Source organism: Streptomyces sp. NPDC017890 (assembly GCF_044328675.1).
In the GTDB taxonomy this organism is placed as follows: Bacteria; Actinomycetota; Actinomycetes; order Streptomycetales; family Streptomycetaceae; genus Streptomyces.
The window spans coordinates 29,964-51,569 of record NZ_JBIRHU010000030.1 but is presented as its reverse complement, the minus strand read 5'-3'; the positions used below and the strand labels follow the sequence as shown (position 1 = coordinate 51,569).

General features: G+C 71.4%; 19 protein-coding genes. 4 read left to right on the top strand and 15 right to left on the bottom strand.

Annotation, left to right across the window (positions count from 1 at the left end; genetic code table 11):
• Positions 1 to 4: 4 nt before the first annotated feature.
• The 3 genes from ACH4F2_RS31225 to ACH4F2_RS31215 form a co-directional block, all read right to left on the bottom strand.
• On the bottom strand, positions 5 to 382 hold the full coding sequence (locus tag ACH4F2_RS31225) for a hypothetical protein (protein ID WP_398136105.1): 378 nt from the start codon (positions 380 to 382) through the stop codon (positions 5 to 7).
• Positions 369 to 1,010, bottom strand: a complete 642-nt coding sequence (locus ACH4F2_RS31220) for an RNA polymerase sigma factor (protein ID WP_398136104.1) — start codon at positions 1,008 to 1,010, stop codon at positions 369 to 371. The genes ACH4F2_RS31225 and ACH4F2_RS31220 overlap by 14 nt, the downstream gene beginning before the upstream one ends.
• A gap of 443 nt (positions 1,011 to 1,453) precedes the next feature.
• Positions 1,454 to 3,058 carry an MDR family MFS transporter gene (locus ACH4F2_RS31215; RefSeq protein ID WP_398136103.1) on the bottom strand — a complete coding sequence of 535 codons (1,605 nt, stop codon included), beginning with the start codon at positions 3,056 to 3,058 and terminating at the stop codon, positions 1,454 to 1,456.
• A gap of 169 nt (positions 3,059 to 3,227) precedes the next feature.
• Here ACH4F2_RS31215 and ACH4F2_RS31210 point away from each other — a divergent pair, with 169 nt between their 5' ends.
• Positions 3,228 to 3,827, top strand: a complete 600-nt coding sequence (locus ACH4F2_RS31210; protein WP_398136102.1) for a TetR/AcrR family transcriptional regulator — start codon at positions 3,228 to 3,230, stop codon at positions 3,825 to 3,827.
• Between the two features lie 31 nt (positions 3,828 to 3,858).
• Here the strand turns inward: ACH4F2_RS31210 and ACH4F2_RS31205 are convergent, their stop codons facing one another.
• A complete protein-coding gene (locus ACH4F2_RS31205) occupies positions 3,859 to 4,533 on the bottom strand; it encodes a M23 family metallopeptidase (RefSeq protein ID WP_398136101.1) in 675 nt (224 codons plus the stop codon).
• 1,015 nt (positions 4,534 to 5,548) lie between these two features.
• Here ACH4F2_RS31205 and ACH4F2_RS31200 point away from each other — a divergent pair.
• Positions 5,549 to 6,181, top strand: a complete 633-nt coding sequence (locus ACH4F2_RS31200) for an HAD family acid phosphatase (protein ID WP_398136100.1) — start codon at positions 5,549 to 5,551, stop codon at positions 6,179 to 6,181.
• A gap of 46 nt (positions 6,182 to 6,227) precedes the next feature.
• Positions 6,228 to 9,299, top strand: a complete 3,072-nt coding sequence (locus tag ACH4F2_RS31195; RefSeq protein ID WP_398136099.1) for an NACHT domain-containing protein — start codon at positions 6,228 to 6,230, stop codon at positions 9,297 to 9,299.
• Positions 9,300 to 9,366: 67 nt separating this feature from the next.
• On the opposite strand, the gene ACH4F2_RS31190 is transcribed toward ACH4F2_RS31195, so the two are convergent.
• Positions 9,367 to 11,892 (bottom strand): ATP-dependent Clp protease ATP-binding subunit, encoded by a 2,526-nt coding sequence (locus ACH4F2_RS31190; protein ID WP_398136098.1) that lies wholly within the window; start codon positions 11,890 to 11,892, stop codon positions 9,367 to 9,369.
• A gap of 430 nt (positions 11,893 to 12,322) precedes the next feature.
• On the opposite strand from ACH4F2_RS31190, the gene ACH4F2_RS31185 reads away from it, so the two are divergent.
• Complete coding sequence (locus ACH4F2_RS31185; RefSeq protein ID WP_398136097.1) at positions 12,323 to 13,039, top strand: SCO3374 family protein; 717 nt, start codon at positions 12,323 to 12,325, stop codon at positions 13,037 to 13,039.
• Between the two features lie 43 nt (positions 13,040 to 13,082).
• Here the strand turns inward: ACH4F2_RS31185 and ACH4F2_RS31180 are convergent, their stop codons facing one another.
• The 10 genes from ACH4F2_RS31180 to ACH4F2_RS31135 form a co-directional block, all read right to left on the bottom strand.
• Entirely contained in the window at positions 13,083 to 13,418 is a 336-nt protein-coding gene (locus ACH4F2_RS31180; protein ID WP_279564292.1) for an Lsr2 family protein, read from the bottom strand.
• Between the two features lie 318 nt (positions 13,419 to 13,736).
• Positions 13,737 to 14,246, bottom strand: a complete 510-nt coding sequence (locus ACH4F2_RS31175) for an amino-acid N-acetyltransferase (RefSeq protein ID WP_398136096.1) — start codon at positions 14,244 to 14,246, stop codon at positions 13,737 to 13,739.
• A gap of 9 nt (positions 14,247 to 14,255) precedes the next feature.
• A complete protein-coding gene (locus tag ACH4F2_RS31170; RefSeq protein WP_398136095.1) occupies positions 14,256 to 14,666 on the bottom strand; it encodes a BlaI/MecI/CopY family transcriptional regulator in 411 nt (136 codons plus the stop codon).
• A gap of 145 nt (positions 14,667 to 14,811) precedes the next feature.
• Complete coding sequence (locus ACH4F2_RS31165; RefSeq protein ID WP_279564289.1) at positions 14,812 to 14,991, bottom strand: hypothetical protein; 180 nt, start codon at positions 14,989 to 14,991, stop codon at positions 14,812 to 14,814.
• Positions 14,992 to 15,014: 23 nt separating this feature from the next.
• Positions 15,015 to 15,662: a hypothetical protein gene (locus tag ACH4F2_RS31160; protein WP_398136135.1), complete on the bottom strand. Its 648-nt coding sequence runs from the start codon at positions 15,660 to 15,662 to the stop codon at positions 15,015 to 15,017.
• Positions 15,663 to 15,940: 278 nt separating this feature from the next.
• Positions 15,941 to 16,738 (bottom strand): type III pantothenate kinase, encoded by a 798-nt coding sequence (locus ACH4F2_RS31155; RefSeq protein ID WP_398136094.1) that lies wholly within the window; start codon positions 16,736 to 16,738, stop codon positions 15,941 to 15,943.
• A 5-nt stretch (positions 16,739 to 16,743) separates the two neighbouring features.
• Positions 16,744 to 17,724 carry a carboxylating nicotinate-nucleotide diphosphorylase gene (nadC, locus tag ACH4F2_RS31150; RefSeq protein ID WP_398136134.1) on the bottom strand — a complete coding sequence of 327 codons (981 nt, stop codon included), beginning with the start codon at positions 17,722 to 17,724 and terminating at the stop codon, positions 16,744 to 16,746.
• A gap of 5 nt (positions 17,725 to 17,729) precedes the next feature.
• Positions 17,730 to 19,487 (bottom strand): L-aspartate oxidase, encoded by a 1,758-nt coding sequence (locus tag ACH4F2_RS31145; RefSeq protein ID WP_398136093.1) that lies wholly within the window; start codon positions 19,485 to 19,487, stop codon positions 17,730 to 17,732.
• Positions 19,484 to 20,494: a pantoate--beta-alanine ligase gene (panC, locus tag ACH4F2_RS31140; protein ID WP_398136092.1), complete on the bottom strand. Its 1,011-nt coding sequence runs from the start codon at positions 20,492 to 20,494 to the stop codon at positions 19,484 to 19,486. The genes ACH4F2_RS31145 and panC overlap by 4 nt, the downstream gene beginning before the upstream one ends.
• On the bottom strand, positions 20,491 to 21,567 hold the full coding sequence (locus ACH4F2_RS31135) for a Rossmann-like and DUF2520 domain-containing protein (RefSeq protein WP_398136091.1): 1,077 nt from the start codon (positions 21,565 to 21,567) through the stop codon (positions 20,491 to 20,493). Before ACH4F2_RS31135 ends, panC begins: the two co-directional genes overlap by 4 nt.
• Positions 21,568 to 21,606: the final 39 nt, after the last annotated feature.

Sequence of the window (21,606 nt, the reverse complement as noted above, 5' to 3'; positions counted from 1 at the left end):
GCGCCTAGGGCCCGGCGCGGGTCAGTTCACACCTCCCCTCCGCCGCGCAGGACCGACGCAGCCGCCCGGCCGAGACGGTCTCCACGAGGCCGATCACCCAGCACACCGGGCAGCCGCGCAGCGCGAGCAGACCGGCCGGGGCGAGCAGCAGGCTCACCGGGCCGGCCACCGGCAGCAGGGCGAGGGACCCGGCGATCGCGCCGAACCCGACGGCGCCCCGTGCCAGATGACGCGGGACGGTGGCGCTTCCGAAGCCCCCGCGTTCCGCCCCGGCGGCGCCGCGTGTGGAACCGGGCGTGGAACCGGGCGTGGAACCGGGCGTGGTGGTGGGTGTGGTGGGCGTGGTGGTGGGTGTCGCCGTGGTCGGGTCAGCTGTCGTCATCGGTCTCCCTCGCTCCGGCCGCCTCGTCGCGCAGTGCCTCCCGCACCGCCGAACGGGCCCGGTGGAGGCGGGACTTCATCGCGGCGGTGCTGAGCCCGAGCCGGCCCGCGACGGCGCGGCCCGGCAGCCCCTGGATGTCCCGCATGACGAGCACCTGACGCTGGTCGTCGGGCAGCGCGGCGACGGCCGCCGCGACGCGTTCGGCTTCCAGACACAGCAGGACGTCCTCCTCGGCGGACCGCGCGATGCCGCCGAACGCGTCGAACCGGCCGCCCGACGCACCGGGGCGGCCCGACGTGCCGGACCGGCCCGACGTGCCGAGCAGGCCCGGCTCGTCGGCCGGTCCGCGGCGGAGCAGGGCGCGGGTGCGGCGCAGGCACTCGTTGCGGACGATCCGGAACATCCACGACGCCAGCGCCCCGGAGGCGCGCAGCATGCCGATCTTGCGGTAGAGGATGATCAGCGCTTCCTGGGCGGCATCCTCGGCGTCCTGGGGTGTCGCGCACAGTGTGCGCGCGAACCGGTGCACATGGGGGAAGGAGCCGTACACCAGCGCGGTGAGCGCCTCGACGTCCCCGCGTTGCGCCGCGGCGACCAGGGTCGCGCCGGGCCAGGCGTGGTCAGCCACGCTGACGCCTCCGGCGGCGCAGCAGCGTGACGGTGCACGCGCACAGCAGCAGCGCGGCGGCCGCGACGGCGATGACGACGGTGGTCATGGGGTCCTCCCGGTGGGATGCGGGGCGGACGCGGTCGTCCGCACGCCTATGAGAGGCACGACGGGCCCGGAAGGATTCACGCCTGTCACCGCCTGCCATCGCCCGCCATCGCCTGCCATCGCCTGCCATCGCCTGTCACCACCTAGTACCACCTGTCACCGCCTGTTACCACCTGTCATAGGCCGTCCCGGCTGTCCGGTACGACGAAGGTCTCCGGGCGTCGCAAGGAGCGAGCACCCGGAGACCTCCTGAACACGCGGCGGACCGCATCGCCGCCGGACCGGCTCGGTGACCGGCCGGCTCGCCGCCAGACCGCCTCGCCGCCAGACCGCCTCGCCGCCAGACCGCCTCGCCGTCAGACCGACTCGGTGACCGACGCCTTCGCCGTGGCCCCGCCGCCGCCGTCCCCGTCGGCCGGCCCCTCCGCCGCCTTCGGCCCCGCCCCCTTGAGCGGCACCTCCTTGACGAAGACCGCCGCGACCAGCGCGACCACCGCCACCGCGGCGCCGAGGAGGAACGCCCCGTGAGTGCCGGAGGACACCGCGTCCTGGTACGCCACGCGTGCCGCCTCCGGCAGCTTGGCCAGGCTCGCCGCGTCCAGTTGTGCCGACTGCTCCGTCACCTGGGAGTCGAGCGCGCCCGCCTTCTCGGCCATGACGTCCTGGACGCGGTGGTTGAACAGGGCGCCCATGATCGCGACGCCGAAGGAGGAGCCGAGGGTGCGGAAGAGGGTGGTGGAGGAGGACGCGACGCCCATGTCCTTCATCTCCACGCTGTTCTGCGCCACCAGCATGGTGATCTGCATCAGGCAACCCATGCCGAGGCCGACGACCGCCATGTACACCCCGGAGGTGAAGCGGCTGGTGTCGGTGTCCATCAGGGAGAGCAGGTACAGCCCCACGGTCATCAGCGCGCCGCCGGCCAGCGGGAAGATCTTGTAGCGGCCGGTGTTGGTGGTGACCCGCCCGGCGACCATCGACGTGACGAGCATCGCGCCCAGCATGGGCAGGAGCAGCAGCCCGGAGTTGGTGGCGGACGCGCCCTGCACCGCCTGCTGGTACAGCGGCAGGAAGAGGGTGGCGCCGAACATCACGAAGCCGACGATGAAGCCGATGAGGGACATCAGCGTGAAGTTGCGGCTGCGGAAGATGTGCAGCGGCATGACCGGCTCGGTGGCACGGGTCTGCCAGAACGCGAATCCGACCAGCGCGGCGACGCCGATGCCGATCAGCTCCATGATCCGCGCGGAGGTCCAGGCGTACTCGGTGCCGCCCCAGGTGGTGACGAGCACGATGGCGGTGATGCCGACGGTCAGCAGTGCGGCGCCCAGGTAGTCGATCCGCGCCTGGCTGCGCTTCTTCGGCAGGTGCAGTACGGCGCTGATGGCGACCAGCGCGACCGCGCCGAGCGGCAGGTTGATGTAGAAGGACCAGCGCCAGCCCCAGTGGTCGGTGATGGTGCCGCCGACCAGCGGTCCGCCGATCATCGCCAGCGCCATGACGCCGGCCATCATGCCCTGGTACCTGCCACGCTCCCGCGGCGGTATCAGGTCGCCGATGATGGCCATGACGCCGACCATCAGACCGCCGGCGCCGAGACCCTGGACGGCACGGAACCCGATGAGCTGGCCCATGTCCTGGGCCATGCCGCTGAGCGCCGAGCCGATCAGGAAGATCACGATCGACGTCATGAAGACGCCCTTGCGCCCGTACATGTCACCGAGCTTGCCCCACAGCGGGGTGGAGGCCGCGGTCGCGAGGGTGTAGGCGGTGACCACCCAGGAGAGGTGCTCCAGGCCGCCCAGTTCGCCCACGATCGTCGGCATCGCCGTGCCGATGATCATGTTGTCGAGCATCGCGAGCATCATCGCGATCATGAGCGCGAGCAGGACCACCCGCACGCTTCTCGGTTGTTCGCCGCCGCCGGTGACGCCGGCCCCTGCCTCCGGTGCGTCCGTCATCGCTCCCACTCCCCCAGCCACCGCTGTGCACTCGCTTGCTTACTTGCCGACCGGCAAGTTGACTACGCTCGGGAAGGTAGACGCGTAACTAGCCGGGCGTCAAGTAAGTTTTCCGGAAAGTGCGGGGCAACGGTTCGGGAAGTGCGCGGAACAGGAGGTGCGTAGGAGGATGGGCGGCACGATGGACAGCACCAAGCAGCAGCGACGCCGTGGGGACACCCGCCAGCGCATCCAGGACGTGGCACTCGAGCTCTTCGCCGAGCAGGGGTACGAGAAGACCTCGCTGCGCGAGATCGCCGAGCGCCTCGACGTCACCAAGGCGGCGCTGTACTACCACTTCAAGACCAAGGAAGAGATCCTCGTCGGCATCTTCGAGGACCTCACCCGGCCGATCGGGGACCTGATCGCGTGGGGGCGGGAGCAGCCGCACACCCTGGAGACGAAGCAGGAGATCGTCCGCCGCTACGGCGAGGTGCTGGCGGGCGCGGCGCCACTGTTCCGCTTCATGCAGGAGAACCAGGCGACGGTGCGTGACCTGCGCATCGGCGAGATGTTCAAGAACCGCATGCTCGGGCTGCGCGAGATCCTCATCGACCCGGAAGCGGACCTGGTCGACCAGGTCCGCTGTGTCAGTGCGATGTTCACGCTGCACGCCGGGATGTTCGTCCTCCAGGACCTGGAGGACGACCCCGAGAAGAGGCGCGCGGCCGTTCTCGAGGTCGCCACCGATCTGGTGACCCAGGCGCACCGGGGCGCGGGAGGCGCGTAGCCCCTCGGCCCCGGCTCCATGCCCCTGTTCCTTAGACGGTCACGCCCTTGGCGCGCAGGAAGGCGACCGGGTCGACGGCCGAGCCGTAGTTCGGGGTCGTACGGATCTCGAAGTGCAGGTGCGGGCCGCTGGAGTTACCGGTGTTGCCGGACTTGGCGATGGACTGGCCGGTCTTCACGACCTGGCCGACGTTCACGTTGACCTTGGACAGGTGCGCGTACTGCGAGTACGTGCCGTTGCCGTGCTTGATCACGATCGCGTTGCCGTAGGCGGGGCCGTCACCGGCGCCGTTGCCGCCGGCCTTGACGACGGTGCCGCCGTGCGCGGCGACGACGTTGGTGCCGATCGGCACGGCGAAGTCCTGGCCGCTGTGCTTGCTCGCCCACATGCCGCCGTTCTGGGCGAAGCTCGCAGTGAGCTTGTACTGCTTCACCGGGTCCACCCAGGAGGCGGCCTTCTTCTTGGTGGCCGTCTTCTTGGCGTTGGCGGTGCTCGCGCCGGCCTTCTCGGCCGTCGCCGCCTTGGCCTGCGCCGCGGCCTGGGCCTCGACGGCGCTCGCGGCGGTGGAGGTGCTGGCCGCCGTGGTGCCGGTGGCGGCCGCGACCCCGGCTCCCAGTGCGACCGAGGCTCCGAGGCCGGCGGCCATCACCGCGGCGCGGGTGCGGATGGTCGTACGGGAAGAACGGGACGTGACACGCGGAAACATTCGAACCTCATGGGGACGGGAACAGAGGGATGCCTTTCCGGTGTGACGCGAAGGCGCTCACCGGGCTGGCTCCACATTGGTAACCCGGGGGGCCCGAACCGCACAAAGGTGTGACCTACGACGTTATTTAGTACTTCAGCACGATACTTCTCGACTCTCCACAGAGCTCCCATTACGGACAGAACCAGCTCAGAGGCCCGCGAATCGACCGTCCCGGCGCTGCGATATGCCCGTTTTCGTAGTTCTTGCGGTGTCCACTATTCCTCCTAGTACAGGGCAAACGGCCTGTGCGGCACATCACCGGCGGGCATGATCGAAAGACCGGTGAATGTGACGGGGGCTACGCCGGAACGGCCTTTCGCGCGGTTCGCGGGCGGGGTGGGGGAAGGGGATCCGGCAGTGCTCGGGACCAGGACCGCGACGAGCCCGGCCGGCCGCCAGGCCGGTACGGCTGTCGGCGTCGGCGTCCTTCCGGGGCGAGTAGCGGAACCTCGGCGGGAAGGGGCAGCACAGGCTGGTCCGTGCCGGTGGAGCGGGGCGCGTACGAGGCGTCCGCGGCCGGGGCCGAGGTGGACGCCGTGGCCGATGCGCTCTGCCCCTGGGACAGACCGAGCTACGTGGCCGTCCTGGCGCGGGACCGGGGCGGGACCCGGGACCCCCGCCGAGGTGTCCCCCCGGGCCGTGCCGCTCACCCTGTTTCGACACCGACACCGACACCGACACCGACACCGACAGCGACCCCGACAACACCGACGACCTGGCCCGTCGGCCGCCCACACGGCTCCGCGACGCGTGAACACCACGTACTGCCGCAGCACCAGCAACGCGGGCCACCTGCCCGCCCCCGTCCCCGGGAACCCGCGCACCCCGCACTGACCCCTGGGCGGAATCTCGCCATCCCTTGCAAGGAACTGGCGGCCTACCGATCAGTAACCCTACAGTTCCTCTCACGTCACCCTCGCCCCCGAGCATGCACTCGACAACAAGCAGCGCGTACGGACGTGAGAGGAACTCCATGAACAGACGCCCCTGGCTGCGTCGCGCGTCGGTGAGCGCGGTCTCCGCCGCCGCCCTCGTCGCCCTCGCCTCCCCGGCGGACGCCGCGGCCGCCACGAGCGCTTCCGCGCCCGCCGCCGCGACGGCCACGGCCGCCGACGCCGACTACGACACCTGGCAGAAGGACTGCCGGGCCGTGATGGACCAGGCGCTGCCGTACCTGAAGGAGCGGATCGCCGACGCCGCCCCCGGCGAGAAGCCGGCGATCGTCCTCGACATCGACAACACCTCCCTGGAGACCGACTTCGGCTTCAGCTACCCGCAGCCCGCCAACCAGCCGGTCCTTCAGGCCGCCCAGTACGCCCAGGAGCACGGCGTCGCCCTGTTCTTCGTGACCGCCCGCCCGGGCATCATCGAGGCGCCCACCGAGTGGAACCTCGCCCACGCCGGCTACGAGTCCTCCGGCGTCCACGTCCGCGGCTTCCTCGACCTGTTCCGGGACGTCGCCGAGTACAAGACCGAGCAGCGCGCCGAGATCGAGTCGAAGGGCTACACGATCATCGCCAACATCGGCAACAGTGCCACCGACCTGTCGGGCGGCCACGCCGAGAAGACCTTCAAACTCCCGGACTACGACGGCCGGCTGTCCTGACGCCGCCCGATAAGCTCCCCTGGTCGACCGACCACGGGGGTGGCACATGGAACCGGCGGTACTCGGCGGGAAGTTGGCGTCCAGCCTGATCGCCCCGCTGGTGAAGAAGCTCTTCCTGACGGGCGGGCCCGGCGCCGGACTGGTCGACAGGCCGGTCCGGCTCACCCACCTCGTCGCGTTCCGGGGCGAGCGGCGCGCACTCGGCGAGAAGGAGGTGTGCAGGCTCGCGGGGCGGCTGGTCGGGGACTCCCTGGACTCCCCGGGCGAGCCGCCCTTCCCGCGCGACGAGGAGACCGCCGTCGCCGACGCCCTCGGCGCCCGGCTGCTCGCCTTCGGCGACCTGGACATGGACGACGTCCAGGCGGTCCGGCTGGGGCACCGGGAACTGGCGGGCCGGCTGCGGCAGCAGGCCTCCGGGCCCGGAACGGGCACCGGCCTGTCCGCCGACGCCGGCTACTTCCTCGACTCCGCGACCGAGTGGGCCTGCCTGCACGTCCTGGAGTTCTTCACCCGGCGGTCGACGTTCGTCGCGCGGACGCTGGTCGCCCAGACCCGCGACCAGGCCGAACTGATCGCGAAGGTCGACGAGCTGATCACACGGGTGCCGCGCCCTGACGCCCGGGACACGGCGTTCGAGCGCCGGTACCTGTCCTACGTCGCCGAACGGCACAACCACCTCACCATCTACGGCATCGACCTGCGCGACTCGCCGGACCGGTGGCCGCTGGAGGTCGCCTACCTGAGCCTGGAGGCGACCGCCGACCGAGAACCCGACCCGGACGCCGGGCCCGGCGAGAATGCGTCGTCGGGCCGCACCAGGCGGATGTCCGCCGACGAGACGCTGGACAGGGAACCCCGGGTGCTACTACGCGGTGACGCGGGCTCCGGAAAGACGACCCTGGTGCAGTGGCTGGCGGTGACCGCCGCACGCGAGGGGACGCGCATCCCGTACGTCCTCCCGCTGCGCACCCTCATCCGCGTCGCCTCGCTCCCCGTACCCGCCGCTTTCCTGGGGGCGGCGGGATGCCCGCTGGCGCCACCGGACGGCTGGGCGGAACGCGTCCTGAACGCGGGCCGGGCACTCGTCCTGGTCGACGGCCTGGACGAGATCCCGGCAACCGACCGGCAGGCGACCAGGGAGTGGTTGCGCGGCCTCATCCTCACTTACCCCGGCAACCGCTGGCTGCTCACCACCCGCCCCACCGCGGTACGCGCGGACTGGCTGGCGCAGGAGAGCTTTCGAGAGCTCACCCTGGCGCCCATGGGCCGGACGGAGGTCGCCACCTTCGTGCACCGCTGGCACGCGGCAGCCAACGCCCCGGAGTACGAGCAGCCGCTTCTGGACTCCTTGCGTACCAAGCGCGACTTGGCCCGGCTCGTCGTCAACCCGTTGATGTGCGGGCTGGTCTGCGCCTTGCACCGGGAACGTCGCGGATACCTGCCCACCGGACGCAAGGAGTTGTACGACGCGGCCCTCACCATGCTGCTCGCCCGCCGGGACCGGGAGCGGGGCATGGGCCGGTCCGAAGGACCGGAGATGGGTGAGGAGGCCCAGCTCGAACTGCTCCAACGCATCGCCTACGCCCTTGTACTGAGTGGCCGAAACGAAATGGCGCTGGAGAAGGCGGAGGGGATCGTGGGGCGGGCGCTGCCCACCCTCGCGTCGGCCGTCGGCCACCCGGACCCTGCCGCGACGCTGCGGAATCTGTTGCTGCGCAGCGGTGTGCTGCGCCGCCCCGCCGAGGACGTCGTGGACTTCGTCCACCGCACCTTCCAGGACTACCTTGCGGCCCGGTACGCCGTTGCGGAGGGTCACCTCGACGTTCTTCTCAGGTATGCCGACGACACCCAGTGGGAGGACGTCATCCGCATGGCCATGGCTCACGCCCGGCCTCACGAGCGTGTCACCGTGCTGGAAGAACTGCTGGCCAGGGATGTGCCACGGCTCACGCTACTGGCGCTGGCCTGCCTGGAGCACACGACGACGCTGGCTCCGGCTACGAGGACGGACGTGGAGGAGCGGGCCGCCGAGCTGATTCCACCGCGGGGCAACGAGGCCGCTCGGGAACTGGCGGGGGCCGGACCGCTGGTGCTGGAGCTGCTGCCGGGCCCGGACGGCCTGACCGATGAGGAGGCGTTGGGCGTCACGGTCACCGCTTCCCTCCTCGGCCGGGACGAGCACAATGGAGCGCTCGCCGTGCTGCGCCGTTTCCGGAACCACTCGGACCTGAACGTGCGGCGGCAGCTCACGGGAACCTGGCACCGGTTCGACACCGAGGAGTACGCGTCCGAGGTCCTGGATCACCTCGACCGGGCGAACCTGTACATCGACTGCTCCTCGCCGGCCCAGCTCGCGGCGCTCGCCGGGATGCGCCCCTGGGCGGCGGTGCGCGTGTCGGGTCCACACCGGGCCGATGCCATCGCGGCCGCCGTACCGGAGCCCGGTGCGGTGACCGAGCTCAACATCCGCGAGAACCCGGATCTGACCGGGTTGGACGCGCTTCGGTGCTTCAGCTCGCTGAACAGGCTGGAGCTCACCGACTGCCCGGGCGTGACGGACCTGGACCGGCTGGCGTCGCTGCCCCTCACCGAGCTCGTCCTCGACCCCGTGGCCGACCTGTCGGGACTACGGTCGCTGCCGTCGCTGACCACGCTCTCTCTCGTCCAGGAGTTGCCCGGCGACGATCTCACCGAGACACTGCCGACCGGTGCTCCGCTGGGCTTCCTCTTCCTCGGCCACCACAGCACGGACACCACCGGGCTACGGGGACTGAGGCAGTGGAAGTCGCTCCACACGCTGAGCCTGGGACCGCTGAACACGGAACTGACGGCGGCCGACTGGCAGGAGGTCGCCGCGCTACCCGGACTCACCCACCTCTACGTGAACGCGGCGATCATCCGAAACCTGCCGGCTTCCATCGGCCGCATGCCCGAGCTACCCGGTGTCGAGGTGCTGCGGGTGGCCGCGATGGAGGGCACCGAGCACCTCGCCGCCCTGGCGGCCAGACTTCCCGGGGTCCATACGGTGATCATGTGGAACCGACAGGGGCACTGGTTCCCGGTCTCCGATTTCCAGCCGCTCTTCCCGGACGCCGAAGTGACCCTGGAGCAACGCTGACACGGCAAAGGGGCCGCTCCGGGACCGAAGTCCCGGAGCGGCCCCTTCACAGGCTCACCCCGGAGGGCTACGCCTCCTTGCTCAGGTTCGGCCCGGCGCCGCCGGCCGCCTGCTCGATCGGCGGGACGTCGGGGAGCGCCGACTTCTCCTCACCCCGGAAGGTGAAGGTCTTGGCGTCGCCCTCGCCCTCCGTGTCCACGACCACGATGTGGCCGGGGCGCAGCTCGCCGAAGAGGATCTTCTCCGACAGCGTGTCCTCGACCTCGCGCTGGATCGTGCGACGCAGCGGACGCGCGCCCAGCACCGGGTCGTAGCCCTTCTTGGACAGCAGCTCCTTGGCGGACTGGGAGAGCTCGATGCCCATGTCCCGGTCCTTGAGGCGCTCGTCGACCTTGTCGATCATCAGGTCGACGATCCGCAGGATGTCCTCCTGGCTGAGCTGCGGGAAGACGACCACGTCGTCGACGCGGTTGAGGAACTCGGGCCGGAAGTGCTGCTTGAGCTCGTCCTGGACCTTGTTCTTCATGCGCTCGTAGTTGGTCTTCTTGTCACCCGAGGCCGCGAAGCCGAGGTTGAAGCCCTTGGAGATGTCGCGGGTACCGAGGTTGGTCGTCATGATGATGACCGTGTTCTTGAAGTCCACGACCCGGCCCTGGGAGTCGGTCAGGCGACCGTCCTCCAGGATCTGCAGCAGCGAGTTGAAGATGTCCGGGTGCGCCTTCTCGACCTCGTCGAAGAGGACGACCGAGAACGGCTTGCGGCGGACCTTCTCCGTCAGCTGACCGCCCTCCTCGTAGCCCACGTAACCGGGGGGCGAACCGAAGAGGCGGGAGACCGTGTGCTTCTCGCTGAACTCCGACATGTCGAGGGAGATCAGCGCGTCCTCGTCACCGAAGAGGAACTCGGCGAGCGCCTTGGACAGCTCGGTCTTACCGACACCGGACGGGCCGGCGAAGATGAACGAGCCACCGGGACGCTTCGGGTCCTTCAGGCCGGCACGGGTACGGCGGATCGCCTTGGACAGCGCCTTGACGGCGTCGACCTGGCCGATGACCCGCTTGTGGAGCTCGTCCTCCATGCGCAGCAGGCGGGACGACTCCTCCTCCGTGAGCTTGAAGACCGGGATGCCGGTCGCCGTGGCGAGGACCTCGGCGATCAGCTCGCCGTCGACCTCGGCGACGACGTCCATGTCGCCGGCCTTCCACTCCTTCTCCCGCTTGGCCTTGGCGGCCAGGAGCTGCTTCTCCTTGTCGCGGAGGGAGGCGGCCTTCTCGAAGTCCTGCGAGTCGATCGCGGACTCCTTGTCGCGGCGGACGCCGGCGATCTTCTCGTCGAACTCGCGCAGGTCCGGCGGCGCGGTCATCCGGCGGATGCGCATCCTCGAGCCGGCCTCGTCGATCAGGTCGATCGCCTTGTCCGGCAGGAAGCGGTCCGAGATGTAACGGTCGGCGAGCGTCGCCGCCTGGACCAGGGCCTCGTCCGTGATGGAGACGCGGTGGTGCGCCTCGTACCGGTCACGGAGACCCTTGAGGATCTCGATCGTGTGCGGCAGCGACGGCTCCGCGACCTGGATCGGCTGGAAGCGGCGCTCGAGGGCCGCGTCCTTCTCCAGGTGCTTGCGGTACTCGTCCAGCGTGGTCGCACCGATGGTCTGCAGCTCACCACGGGCCAGCATCGGCTTGAGGATGCTCGCGGCGTCGATGGCGCCCTCGGCGGCACCCGCACCGACCAGCGTGTGCAGCTCGTCGATGAACAGGATGATGTCGCCGCGGGTGCGGATCTCCTTGAGCACCTTCTTCAGGCGCTCCTCGAAGTCACCGCGGTAGCGGGAGCCGGCGACGAGCGCGCCGAGGTCCAGGGTGTAGAGGTGCTTGTCCTTGAGGGTCTCGGGCACCTCGCCCTTGACGATGGCCTGCGCGAGGCCCTCGACGACGGCGGTCTTGCCGACGCCGGGCTCACCGATCAGGACCGGGTTGTTCTTGGTACGGCGGGACAGCACCTGCATGACCCGCTCGATCTCCTTCTCGCGCCCGATGACCGGGTCGAGCTTGGACTCACGAGCGGCCTGGGTGAGGTTCCGGCCGAACTGGTCGAGGACCAGGGACGTGGAGGGCGTGCCCTCGGCAGGACCGCCGGCGGTGGCGGTCTCCTTGCCCTGGTAGCCGGAGAGCAGCTGGATGACCTGCTGCCGCACCCGGTTGAGGTCGGCACCCAGCTTGACCAGGACCTGGGCGGCGACGCCCTCGCCCTCACGGATCAGGCCGAGCAGGATGTGCTCCGTGCCGATGTAGTTGTGACCCAGCTGGAGGGCCTCTCGGAGCGACAGCTCCAGGACCTTCTTGGCACGGGGGGTGAAGGGGATGTGACCCGACGGGGCCTGCTGGCCCTGTCCGATGATCTCCTCCACCTGCTGGCGGACCGCCTCGAGCGAAATCCCGAGGCTCTCAAGGGCCTTGGCGGCGACACCCTCACCCTCGTGGATCAGGCCCAGGAGGATGTGCTCGGTGCCGATGTAGTTGTGGTTGAGCATCCGGGCTTCTTCCTGAGCCAGGACGACAACCCGCCGCGCGCGGTCGGTGAACCTCTCGAACATCGTTAATCGCTCCTCAGAGCGGTCAGGCAGTAAGGGGAACTTCCCCTCCCTGTCCTTCCGCAGCTTAGTCCCGCAAGCGGGGACCGCTCATTCCAACTGCCGACACCGTCGATGGCCTCCTGACCCCTGACGCCGACATCTGCCACAACCCGATGGTGCGAGACGATGTTCCCGCAGGCCAAGCACTTACCCCACTCACCAGTACGCCGATGGCGAACGCGAGGCGCCCCGATCTGCGTGTCGCCCCCTCCCACTAGGGATGTCTTACCCGCACGGACTGGCACTCCATGCCGCGCGCATCGGTTCCCTCCGCTACGGGCGAACAACCTTGCGCTCCCCCACACCCCCGCACGCCCCCGAACCCGACACTCTCCGTATTCCCTTCGACACCGAGCGTAACCCGGGCGCTCTTCCGGATGTTTCACTTGGCATGGCTGGCGCCCCGCCCTCGGTCCCTTTGGGTTCCGCGGCCCCCACGGCCCCCGCGGCCGCCACGGTTCCGCTCCCCCGCCGCCCGCTCGAAGCGGGCGGCTCGTGCCCGTGCTCGCACTCGTGCCCGTACTCGTGTTCCTACTCGTGCTCCTGGGAGCGGGCGCGGTGGTGGTACGAGAACGTGCTCGGCTGGCCGACGGTGCCCGGGGCGCCGGTGCGGCTCCGCGTGGGTGTCCGCTTCGATGTCCTGGACGTCCCGGCCGAGGCCGGCCACGCGGCGCTGGAGCGGCTCGGGCGCTCCGGCCCGGGCCTGCGGCGACCCGGGTTTCCGGTGGCCGTCCGGGGCGGGCGGATGTCACTGCTCGTGGCGGCGGGAAGCGCGGAGGAAATGCCCGGGCTGCTGGAGTGGCTGGAGTGGGGATCGCTGCCGCTCGACCTGACGGCGGTCGGCGCGGGCGGCCTCATGGAGGCGCCCATGGCTCCCGGGCCCGGCTCGACCGGGCTGCCGCCGCGCCCCCCGGGCCGTGACGGCCTGCGGGGGGCCGCCGTCTGGCTGCGACCCCCGGAGCCGGGATGCGGGGGCGATGCCTCGCTGCCGACCCTGTCGGCCATGGGGGGCGCTGGAACCGCCCCCGATCTCGCACGGCTGGTCCACACACTGGCGACTCAGTGCCACCGGATCCGGCTCTCCCCGCCCTCCCGGGCGACGCACTGAGGTCGTTCGGGGCGGAACCTGGGGCGCGGTTCGGGTGCGGTGGTCAGCCGTTGGCCTGCTCGTACGCCTCGCGAACCTTCGCGGGAACACGGCCGCGGTCGTTGACGTCCCAGCCGTTCTCCTTCGCCCAGGCGCGGATCGCAGCGGTGTCCTGGCTGCCACCGGAAGAAGCGCGCGCCTTGCCGCGGCCGCCCGAAGCACGGCCCCCGGTACGACGGCCGCCCTTCAGGTAAGGGTCGAGAAGACCGCGGAGCTTGTCGGCATTGGCGGTGGTGAGATCGATCTCGTACGTCTTGCCGTCCAGCGCGAACGTCACGGTCTCGTCTGCCTCGCCACCGTCGAGGTCGTCGACAAGAAGGACCTGAACCTTCTGTGCCACCGGATTTCCTTTCATCGATAACTTGAGGGCCGGAGGTCCGCCGGCATCCGCCGTATCGCCGCCCCTTGTTATATGCAGTACTGCAGTACGTCGGAAAGCAAACCGCTTTTGCCGGAAAAACACAAACCCCCGGCGGAGACCGGTAGCCCGCCCCAGGGCCGAAAAGATACGCGTTTCGGACATAGGGAACCCGCGAACGGTCCGTCGGTCGAATAAACCTGGCGAAGGACCGCGCCGGACGGCGAAGGGGCTACGAAGGACAGCGAAGGGACTGCGAAGAGCCGCGGATGCCGGCCGATGCCTGCCGATGACCGGCGATCACAGATGCAGAAGCATCCGGCTGTTGCCCAAGGTGTTCGGTTTCACTCGTTCGAGACCCAGGAACTCCGCTACGCCCTCGTCATAGGAACGCAGCAGCTCCGCGTAGACATCGGTGTCGACGGGCGTCTCCCCGATCTCCACGAAGCCGTGCTTGACGAAGAAGTCCACTTCGAAGGTCAGGCAGAAAACACGGCGAACACCGAGCCAGCGCGCGGTATCCAGCAACTTCTCCAGCAACTGGTGTCCGACGCCGACGCCCTTCAGGCCGGGCTTCACCGCGAGAGTCCGTACTTCCGCGAGGTCTTCCCACATCACGTGCAGGGCGCCGCAGCCGACCACCTCGGCGTTGTCGTCCCGTTCCGCGATCCAGAACTCCTGGATGCTCTCGTAAAGCGTCACCATCGCTTTGTCGAGCAGGATCCGGTCACGGACGTACGCGTCGAGGAGCCGGCGCACGTCCGGGACATCGCTGGTGCGGGCCCGTCGGACGGTGATGGCTTTTGACATGTGGGGACGCTATCGCCCACCGGCGTCCGGGGCCGAGCCGGGGCCCGGCGCGGGGGTTTCCGGTCCCTGCACGATGCGGATGGCGTCTCTGAGCGCCTCGCGCTGTTCCTCGCTCATCATGCCGAAGAAGGCGATGAGAGCGGCGGTGGGGTTGTCACTCTGCGACCATGCGTCGTTCATCAGCGCGGCGGCGTACGCGGCGCGGGTGGAGACCGCCTCATATCGATAGGCCCGGCCTTCCGCCTCGCGGCGCACCCAGCCCTTCTGATGGAGATTGTCCAGAACGGTCATCACGGTGGTGTACGCGATGGACCGTTCCTGTTGGAGATCTTCCAGGACTTCTCGAACGGTCACGGGGCGGTTCCACTTCCACACCCTCGTCATGACCGCGTCTTCGAGTTCTCCCAATGGGCGAGGCACGCTCCGAACGATAGTGGGAGATTCCGGCGATCGCGTGCCGGACGTGCGCTTTCATGGCCAAACGGGCGCAAAAAGGGGCGTACGACTCCTCGTGGTGGGTGCGGGGAGTCGTACGCGGCGAGGTGCCGGCCCGGGGGCGGCCCGGTCAGGCCTCGGGGTGCGCGGGCGCCTGGCGGGCACCCTCCGCTCGGGCGAGGGCGGCGTCGACGGCCGCGTCCTCCTTGGCCTTGTTGGCGCCGCCCTGGGTCTTCACGATCACCCTGATCACGCCGATGAAGAACACGGCCATGACGGCCGGGGGCAGGAGCGCGGAGACGTAGTCCATGGATCCAGGGTAGCCAGCCCGCGTCAGCCGGCGACGAGGTGGTGCCGGGAGCCGGGGGCGGGCGGGGCCGGCCTGCGGCGGGGGAAGACCTCGCCCGGGGTGGGGACGGGGCGCTTGGGGGCGGTTGGGGTGGGCTGGGGGGCCGGTTTCCGGACGGGCTTCTGCGCGGGTTTCCCGTCGGCCTGCCGGCCGGCGGGTTTCCCGTCGGCCGGCCGGCCACCGGGGAGGGCGTGGAGGCGGGTGCGCGCGGCGGGGAGGGTGATGGTGACCGCCGCGGCCGTCGTGCCTGCTGTGGCTGCCGGGGCTGCCGGGGCTGCTGCGACTGCCGCGGCATCCGTGGGCCTGCAGCGGGCGAGGAGGGCGGCCGCCGCGGGGTTGCCGCGCAGGGCTCCGAGGGCGGCGATGTCGTCCGTGTCCGGGCGGTGTCCGGCGCCCAGCGCCTCGTCCAGGAGCGCGAGGTAGCCGGCGGCGGTGCCGGGGAGCGCGGCGCGGTACCGGGCGAGGTCGGCCACCAGGAAGGCGCGCAGCCGGGCGCTCTCCCGCATCGCCTCGTCGAGCGACTCTGCGAGGCGGAGGCAGTCCCGGGCCTCCTCCGTCGAGAGGGGGCTGGGGTTCAGGGCGAGGGCGAGGGCGCGCCGGAGCACACGCAGCTCCTGGGCACCGAACGCCATACCGCCGCGGGATCCGTAGGGCGTGGGCATGCGGCGACGATACGCGCTAATCAGACAAACCCGGCATAAGGTGCGGGTGTGGCGTGGGGGTCCACTCGGATGCGGGTGCCCGCGGGGGTGGTGAGCGGCGACGCAGCGGGCCGGCGGGGGGCAGCGGGCCGGCGGGGGACAGCGGGCCGGCGGGGGCAGCGGGCCGGCGGGGTGCCGACGCGCCGACCGCTGCGGGCGGCCGCACTCCGCGCCCGCACCCCACGCCGGTGCCCCGCGCGCGCCGGCGGCTACATGCGGGACACGTTCCGCTCGTACACCAGCCGGAGCCCCATCAGCGTCAGCCACGGCTCGTGCTCGTCGATGACCGAGGACTCCCCCAGCACCATCGGCGCGAGCCCGCCCGTCGCGATGACCGTGACGTCGTCCGGGTCGTCGGCCAGCTCGCGGGCCATGCGGTTGACGACCCCGTCGACCTGGCCGGCGAAACCGTAGATGATCCCGGACTGCATCGCCTCGACCGTGTTCTTGCCGATCACGCTGCGCGGCCGGGCCACCTCGATCTTGCGGAGCTGGGCGCCCTTGACGCCGAGCGCGTCGACGGAGATCTCGATGCCGGGGGCGATGACCCCGCCGATGTACTCCCCGCGCGCGCTGACCGCGTCGAACGTCGTCGCCGTGCCGAAGTCCACGACGATCGCCGGGCCGCCGTAGAGCTCCACCGCGGCGACCGCGTTGATGATGCGGTCGGCGCCGACCTCCTTGGGGTGGTCGGTGAGGATCGGGACGCCCGTCTTCACGCCCGGTTCGACGAGGACGGCGGGTACGTCGCCGTAGTAGCGGCGGGTGACCTCGCGCAGTTCGTGCAGGACCGAGGGGACCGTCGCGCAGATGGCGATGCCGTCGATGCCGTCGCCCAGCTCGTCGCCGAGGAGGGGGTGCATGCCCATCAGGCCCTGGAGGAGGACCGCCAGCTCGTCGGCCGTGCGGCGCGAGTCCGTGGAGATGCGCCAGTGCTCGACGATGTCCTCGCCGTCGAAGAGGCCGAGGACGGTGTGTGTGTTGCCTACGTCGATCGTCAGCAGCATGGGCTCTACTCCGCCGCTCGAAGGTCCAGGCCGATGTCCAGGATGGGGGAGCTGTGGGTGAGGGCTCCCACGGCCAGGTAGTCGACGCCCGTCGCGGCGTACGCCTTGGCGTTGTCCAGGGTGAGGCGGCCGGACGCCTCCAGGGTGGCGCGGCCGGCGACCAGGGCGACCGCCTCCTCGCACTCGTCCGGCGTGAAGTTGTCCAGGAGGATCAGGTCCGCGCCCGCGTCCACGACCTCGCGGAGCTGGTGCAGGGTGTCGACCTCGACCTCGATGGGGACGTCGGGGAAGTGCTCGCGCACCGCCTGGAAGGCCGCTGCCACGCCGCCCGCGGCCACCACGTGGTTGTCCTTGACCAGGGCCGCGTCCGAGAGGGACATGCGGTGGTTGACGCCGCCGCCGCAGCGGACCGCGAACTTCTCGAGGGAGCGCAGGCCCGGGGTGGTCTTGCGGGTGTCGCGGACCCTGGCCTTCGTGCCGTCCAGGACGTCCGCCCACGCGCGCGTGGCCGTCGCGATGCCCGACAGGCGGCACAGGAGGTTCAGCGCGCTGCGTTCGGCGGTGAGGATGTCGCGGGTGCGGGTGGTGACGGAGAGGAGCTTCTGGCCGGCTTCGACACGGTCGCCGTCCTCGACATGGCGTTCCACCTCGAACTCGTCCGTGCAGACGACCGACATCACCGCCTCGGCGACCCTGAGGCCCGCCACCACGCCCGCCTCACGCGCGGTGAAGTCGGCGGTGGCCACGGCCTCCTCGGGAATGGTCGCGACCGTCGTCACGTCCACGCCGCCCGCCAGGTCCTCCTGGATGGCGAGGTTCGCGAGGTCCTCGACCTCCACGGGGTCGAGTCCGGAGTCCAGCATCAGTGCCGCGAGTGCGGGGTCGAGGCCGCACTCCATGAAGGCGTCTTCGTCGGTGTCCGCGCCGCAGGCGCAGCCGTCGCCGCAGCCTCCGGTGGAGGCGAGGGGAAGGTCGGGGGTGTTCACTGCTGTCACTGCTCCTGGGGACGCTGCGCCGGCTGGGGGCTGTGGGTGGTCGGGGGGAATTCTGGCGTGTCCGTGGTGTGCACGGCGAGGGACCGGTCCGGATTCAGGCGTACGACGATGTGGCGGCGCCACGCCCGGTCGTCGCGGTCCGCGTGGTCCTCGCGCCAGTGGCAGCCGCGGGTCTCCTCGCGCTGCGCCGCCGCGGCCACCAGGACGCGGGCCACGCAGAGGAGGTTGGTGGCCTCCCAGGTGTCGACGCCCGGCTCGGACGTCTTGCCGTTCTCGTGCAGGGCTTCGCGGGCCTCGGTGTGGAGGTGGTGCAGGCGGCCGGCGGCCCGGGTGAGGGAATCGGCCGAGCGCAGGACGCCGGCGCCCTGGGTCATGATCCGCTGGATGGTGAGGCGGGCCTCGGGCGGGAGGAGGGGGTGCGCCGGGTGCTCGGGGTGCGGCACGGGTGCCGGCACGCGCGCGTGGAGGGTGCCGTCCGCATGCCTCGCCGCGATGTCGGCGGCGATGCGCTCGGCGTAGACCAGGCCCTCCAGGAGGGAGTTGGAGGCCAGTCGGTTGGCACCGTGCACGCCCGTGCACGCGACCTCGCCGCACGCGTACAGGCCGGGGACCGTCGTACGGCCGCGGGCGTCGGTGCGGACGCCGCCCGAGGCGTAGTGGGCGGCCGGGGCGACCGGGATCGGCTGGGTGACGGGGTCCATGCCGTGCGCCCGGCAGGCGGCGAGGATCGTCGGGAAGCGGTGCTCCCACATGTCGGCGCCGAAGTGCCGGGCGTCGAGGTACATGTGCTCGGCGTCCCGCTCCCGCATGCGGCGCATGATGCCCTTGGCGACGATGTCGCGGGGGGCCAGCTCGGCCAGCTCGTGCTGTCCCACCATGAAGCGCACGCCGTCCGCGTCCACCAGGTGTGCGCCCTCGCCGCGTACCGCCTCGGAGACCAGGGGCTGCTGGCCCTCGGCGTCCGGGCCGAGGAAGAGGACCGTCGGGTGGAACTGGACGAACTCGAGGTCGCTCACCTCGGCGCCCGCGCGGAGGGCGAGCGCGACGCCGTCGCCCGTGGAGACGGAGGGGTTCGTCGTGGCCGAGAAGACCTGGCCCATGCCGCCGGTGGCGAGGACGACGGCGGGGGCGTGGACCGCTCCTACGCCGTCGTGCTGTCCTTCGCCCATGACGTGCAGGGTGACGCCGGCGGTGCGGCCGTCCGCGTCCGTGAGGAGGTCCAGGACGAGGGCGTTCTCGATCGTGCGGATCCCACGCGCGTGGGTGCCTGACGGCATTGCCTCGTTGACCGCCTCCACCAGGGCCCGGGAGATCTCCGCGCCCGTGGCGTCGCCGCCGGCGTGCGCGATGCGTCGGCGGTGGTGGCCGCCCTCGCGGGTGAGGGCCAGGCCGCCCTCGGCGGACTCGTCGAAGTGCGCGCCGGTGGCGATGAGGCGGCGTACGGCGTCGGGGCCCTCGGTGACCAGGAGGCGGACCGCTTCCTCGTCGCACAGACCCGCGCCGGCGACCAGGGTGTCGTCCAGGTGCTCCTCGGGGGTGTCGCCCTCGCCCAGGGCCGCGGCGATGCCGCCCTGCGCCCAGCGGGTGGAGCCGTCGTCGAGGCGGGCCTTGGTGACGACGACCGTCCGCAGGCCGGCCGCCTCGCAGCGCAGGGCGGCGGTGAGGCCGGCGACGCCGGAGCCGACGACGACCACGTCCGCGGCGATGGACCAGCCGGGCTCGGGGGCGTGCAGTCGTATGCCTGTGCTGGTCACGAGGCGGCTCCGAAGGTTCCGAAGGTGAGCGGGACGTTGTCGATCAGCCGGGTCGCGCCGACCCGGGCGGCGACGGCGAGGACGGCCTCGCCGGTGTGGTCGTCGCCGATCTCGGTGAAGTCGGACGGGTCGACCAGGGCGAGGTAGTCCAGCTCCAGCGGCGGGGCGGCGCGGGCCGCGTCGTCCAGTACGAGGCGGGCGGCGGCCCGGACGGCCGTGGCGCTGCCCGGGGCGGACGTGGCGACGGCGTGGGCGTCGGCCGCAGCGCGGGACTCGCCCAGGGCGCTGAGCGCCTCGGCGCGTGCCTGTGTGGCGGGCTCTTCGCGGGCCCGCGCGCGCAGCGCCTCCTGGGCGGCGTGCCGGTCCAGGCCGGCGAAGAGCGCCTGGGAGAGCGCGAGGGCGGTGCGGCGTTCCCGGACCGAGAGGTAGCGGTTGCGGCTGGACAGGGCCAGGCCGTCCTCCTCGCGCACGGTGGGGACGCCGACGATCTCCATGCCGAAGTTCAGGTCGCGGACCATGCGGCGGATCAGGGCGAGCTGCTGGGCGTCCTTCTGGCCGTAGAGGGCCAGGTCCGGGCGGGTGAGGTGGAGCAGCTTGGCGACGACGGTGAGCATGCCGTCGAAGTGGCCGGGGCGAGAGGCGCCCTCCAGGCGTTCGCCCATGGGGCCCGCCGTGACGCGCACCTGGGGTTCGCCGCCCGGGTAGACCTCGTCGACGGCGGGGGCGAAGACCGCGTCCGCGCCCGCCTGCCCGGCGATCTCCAGGTCGGCGTCCAGGGTGCGCGGGTAGCGGTCGAGGTCCTCGCCGGCACCGAACTGCAGCGGGTTGACGAAGACGGTGACGACGACCTCGCCGTCGGTGCCCACGAGGTCGCGGGCCGTGCGGATCAGGGTGGCGTGGCCCTCGTGCAGGGCGCCCATGGTCATCACGACGGCCCGGCGGCCGTTCCGCGCGCGCGCGTGCAGCTCGTCGGCGGTGCGCAGCAGGACGGGCGGGGTGGGGGTCATCGGGCGTCTCCCTCGGGGCCGTCGGTGCCGTCGGTGCCGTCGGTGTCGTCGGGTGCGTCGGTGCCGTCGGTGTCGTCGGGTGCGTCGGTGCTGTCAGTGCCGGTGGTGCCCGGGTCCGTTGTGCCGGGGCCCGCGCCCGTGGTGCCCGTGCCCGTGACGCCCGTCCCGCCGGCCTCGTCGGCGAGTACCCCGAGCAGGTCCTCGGCGAGTTCGGCCTTCAGCAGGCCGTGGTCCAGCGCCCGGTCGGCGGTCGCCCGTGCCATCGCCAGATAGCCGGCGACGGCCTGCGGTGCGTGTGCGCGCAGCTCCACGATGTGCGCGGCGACCGTGCCCGCGTCCCCGCGCGCGACGGGCCCGGTGAGGGCCGCGTCGCCGGAGCGCAGGGCGTTGTCGAGGGAGGCGCCCAGCAGCGGGCCGAGCATGCGGTCGGGGGCCTCGACGCCCGCCGTGCGCAGCAGCTCCATGGACTGCGCGACCAGGGTGACCAGGTGGTTGGCGCCGAGGGCGAGCGCGGCGTGGTACAGCGGACGCTTGTCCTCGGCGATCCACTCGGGCTCGCCGCCCATCTCGATGACCAGGGCCTCGGCGGCCAGCCTCAGCTCCTCGGGCGCGGTGATGCCGAAGGAGCAGCCGGCCAGGCGCTGGACGTCCACGGCGGTGCCGGTGAAGGTCATCGCCGGGTGCAGGGCCAGCGGCAGGGCGCCGGCCCGCAGCGCCGGGTCCAGGACCCGCGCGCCGTACCGCCCGGAGGTGTGCACGAGCAGCTGGCCCGGCCGCACCGACCCGGTCTCGGCGAGCCCGGCCACCAGACCGGGCAGGGCGTCGTCGGGGACCGTCAGCAGGACCAGTTCGGCGCGCTGGAGGACCTCGGCGGGCGACATGAGCGGCACGTCCGGGAGCAGCGCGGCGGCACGCCGTCTGGAGGCGTCGGAGACCCCGGAGACGGCCACCGGGCGGTGCCCGGCGAGCTGGAGGGACGCGGCCAGGGCGGGGCCCACGCGTCCGGCGCCGACGACGCCTACGGTGAGCCGCGCGGGGCGGTCCTTGGGGTCTGGCTGTGGGGTTGTGTTCACGCGACGGCGGCCTTCCCGTTCCAGTCCGCTCGGGGTACC

Bases quoted from the DNA above. Each gene is read 5' to 3' on its own strand.
- ACH4F2_RS31225 (WP_398136105.1), bottom strand. From the start codon at position 382: ATGACGACAGCTGACCCGACCACGGCGACACCCACCACCACGCCCACC.
- ACH4F2_RS31215 (WP_398136103.1), bottom strand. From the start codon at position 3,058: ATGACGGACGCACCGGAGGCAGGGGCCGGCGTCACCGGCGGCGGCGAA.
- ACH4F2_RS31210 (WP_398136102.1), top strand. From the start codon at position 3,228: ATGGGCGGCACGATGGACAGCACCAAGCAGCAGCGACGCCGTGGGGAC.
- ACH4F2_RS31205 (WP_398136101.1), bottom strand. From the start codon at position 4,533: ATGTTTCCGCGTGTCACGTCCCGTTCTTCCCGTACGACCATCCGCACC.
- ACH4F2_RS31200 (WP_398136100.1), top strand. From the start codon at position 5,549: ATGAACAGACGCCCCTGGCTGCGTCGCGCGTCGGTGAGCGCGGTCTCC.
- ACH4F2_RS31195 (WP_398136099.1), top strand. From the start codon at position 6,228: ATGGAACCGGCGGTACTCGGCGGGAAGTTGGCGTCCAGCCTGATCGCC.
- ACH4F2_RS31190 (WP_398136098.1), bottom strand. From the start codon at position 11,892: ATGTTCGAGAGGTTCACCGACCGCGCGCGGCGGGTTGTCGTCCTGGCT.
- ACH4F2_RS31185 (WP_398136097.1), top strand. From the start codon at position 12,323: ATGGCTGGCGCCCCGCCCTCGGTCCCTTTGGGTTCCGCGGCCCCCACG.
- ACH4F2_RS31175 (WP_398136096.1), bottom strand. From the start codon at position 14,246: ATGTCAAAAGCCATCACCGTCCGACGGGCCCGCACCAGCGATGTCCCG.
- ACH4F2_RS31165 (WP_279564289.1), bottom strand. From the start codon at position 14,991: ATGGACTACGTCTCCGCGCTCCTGCCCCCGGCCGTCATGGCCGTGTTC.
- ACH4F2_RS31160 (WP_398136135.1), bottom strand. From the start codon at position 15,662: ATGGCGTTCGGTGCCCAGGAGCTGCGTGTGCTCCGGCGCGCCCTCGCC.
- ACH4F2_RS31155 (WP_398136094.1), bottom strand. From the start codon at position 16,738: ATGCTGCTGACGATCGACGTAGGCAACACACACACCGTCCTCGGCCTC.
- panC (WP_398136092.1), bottom strand. From the start codon at position 20,494: ATGACCCCCACCCCGCCCGTCCTGCTGCGCACCGCCGACGAGCTGCAC.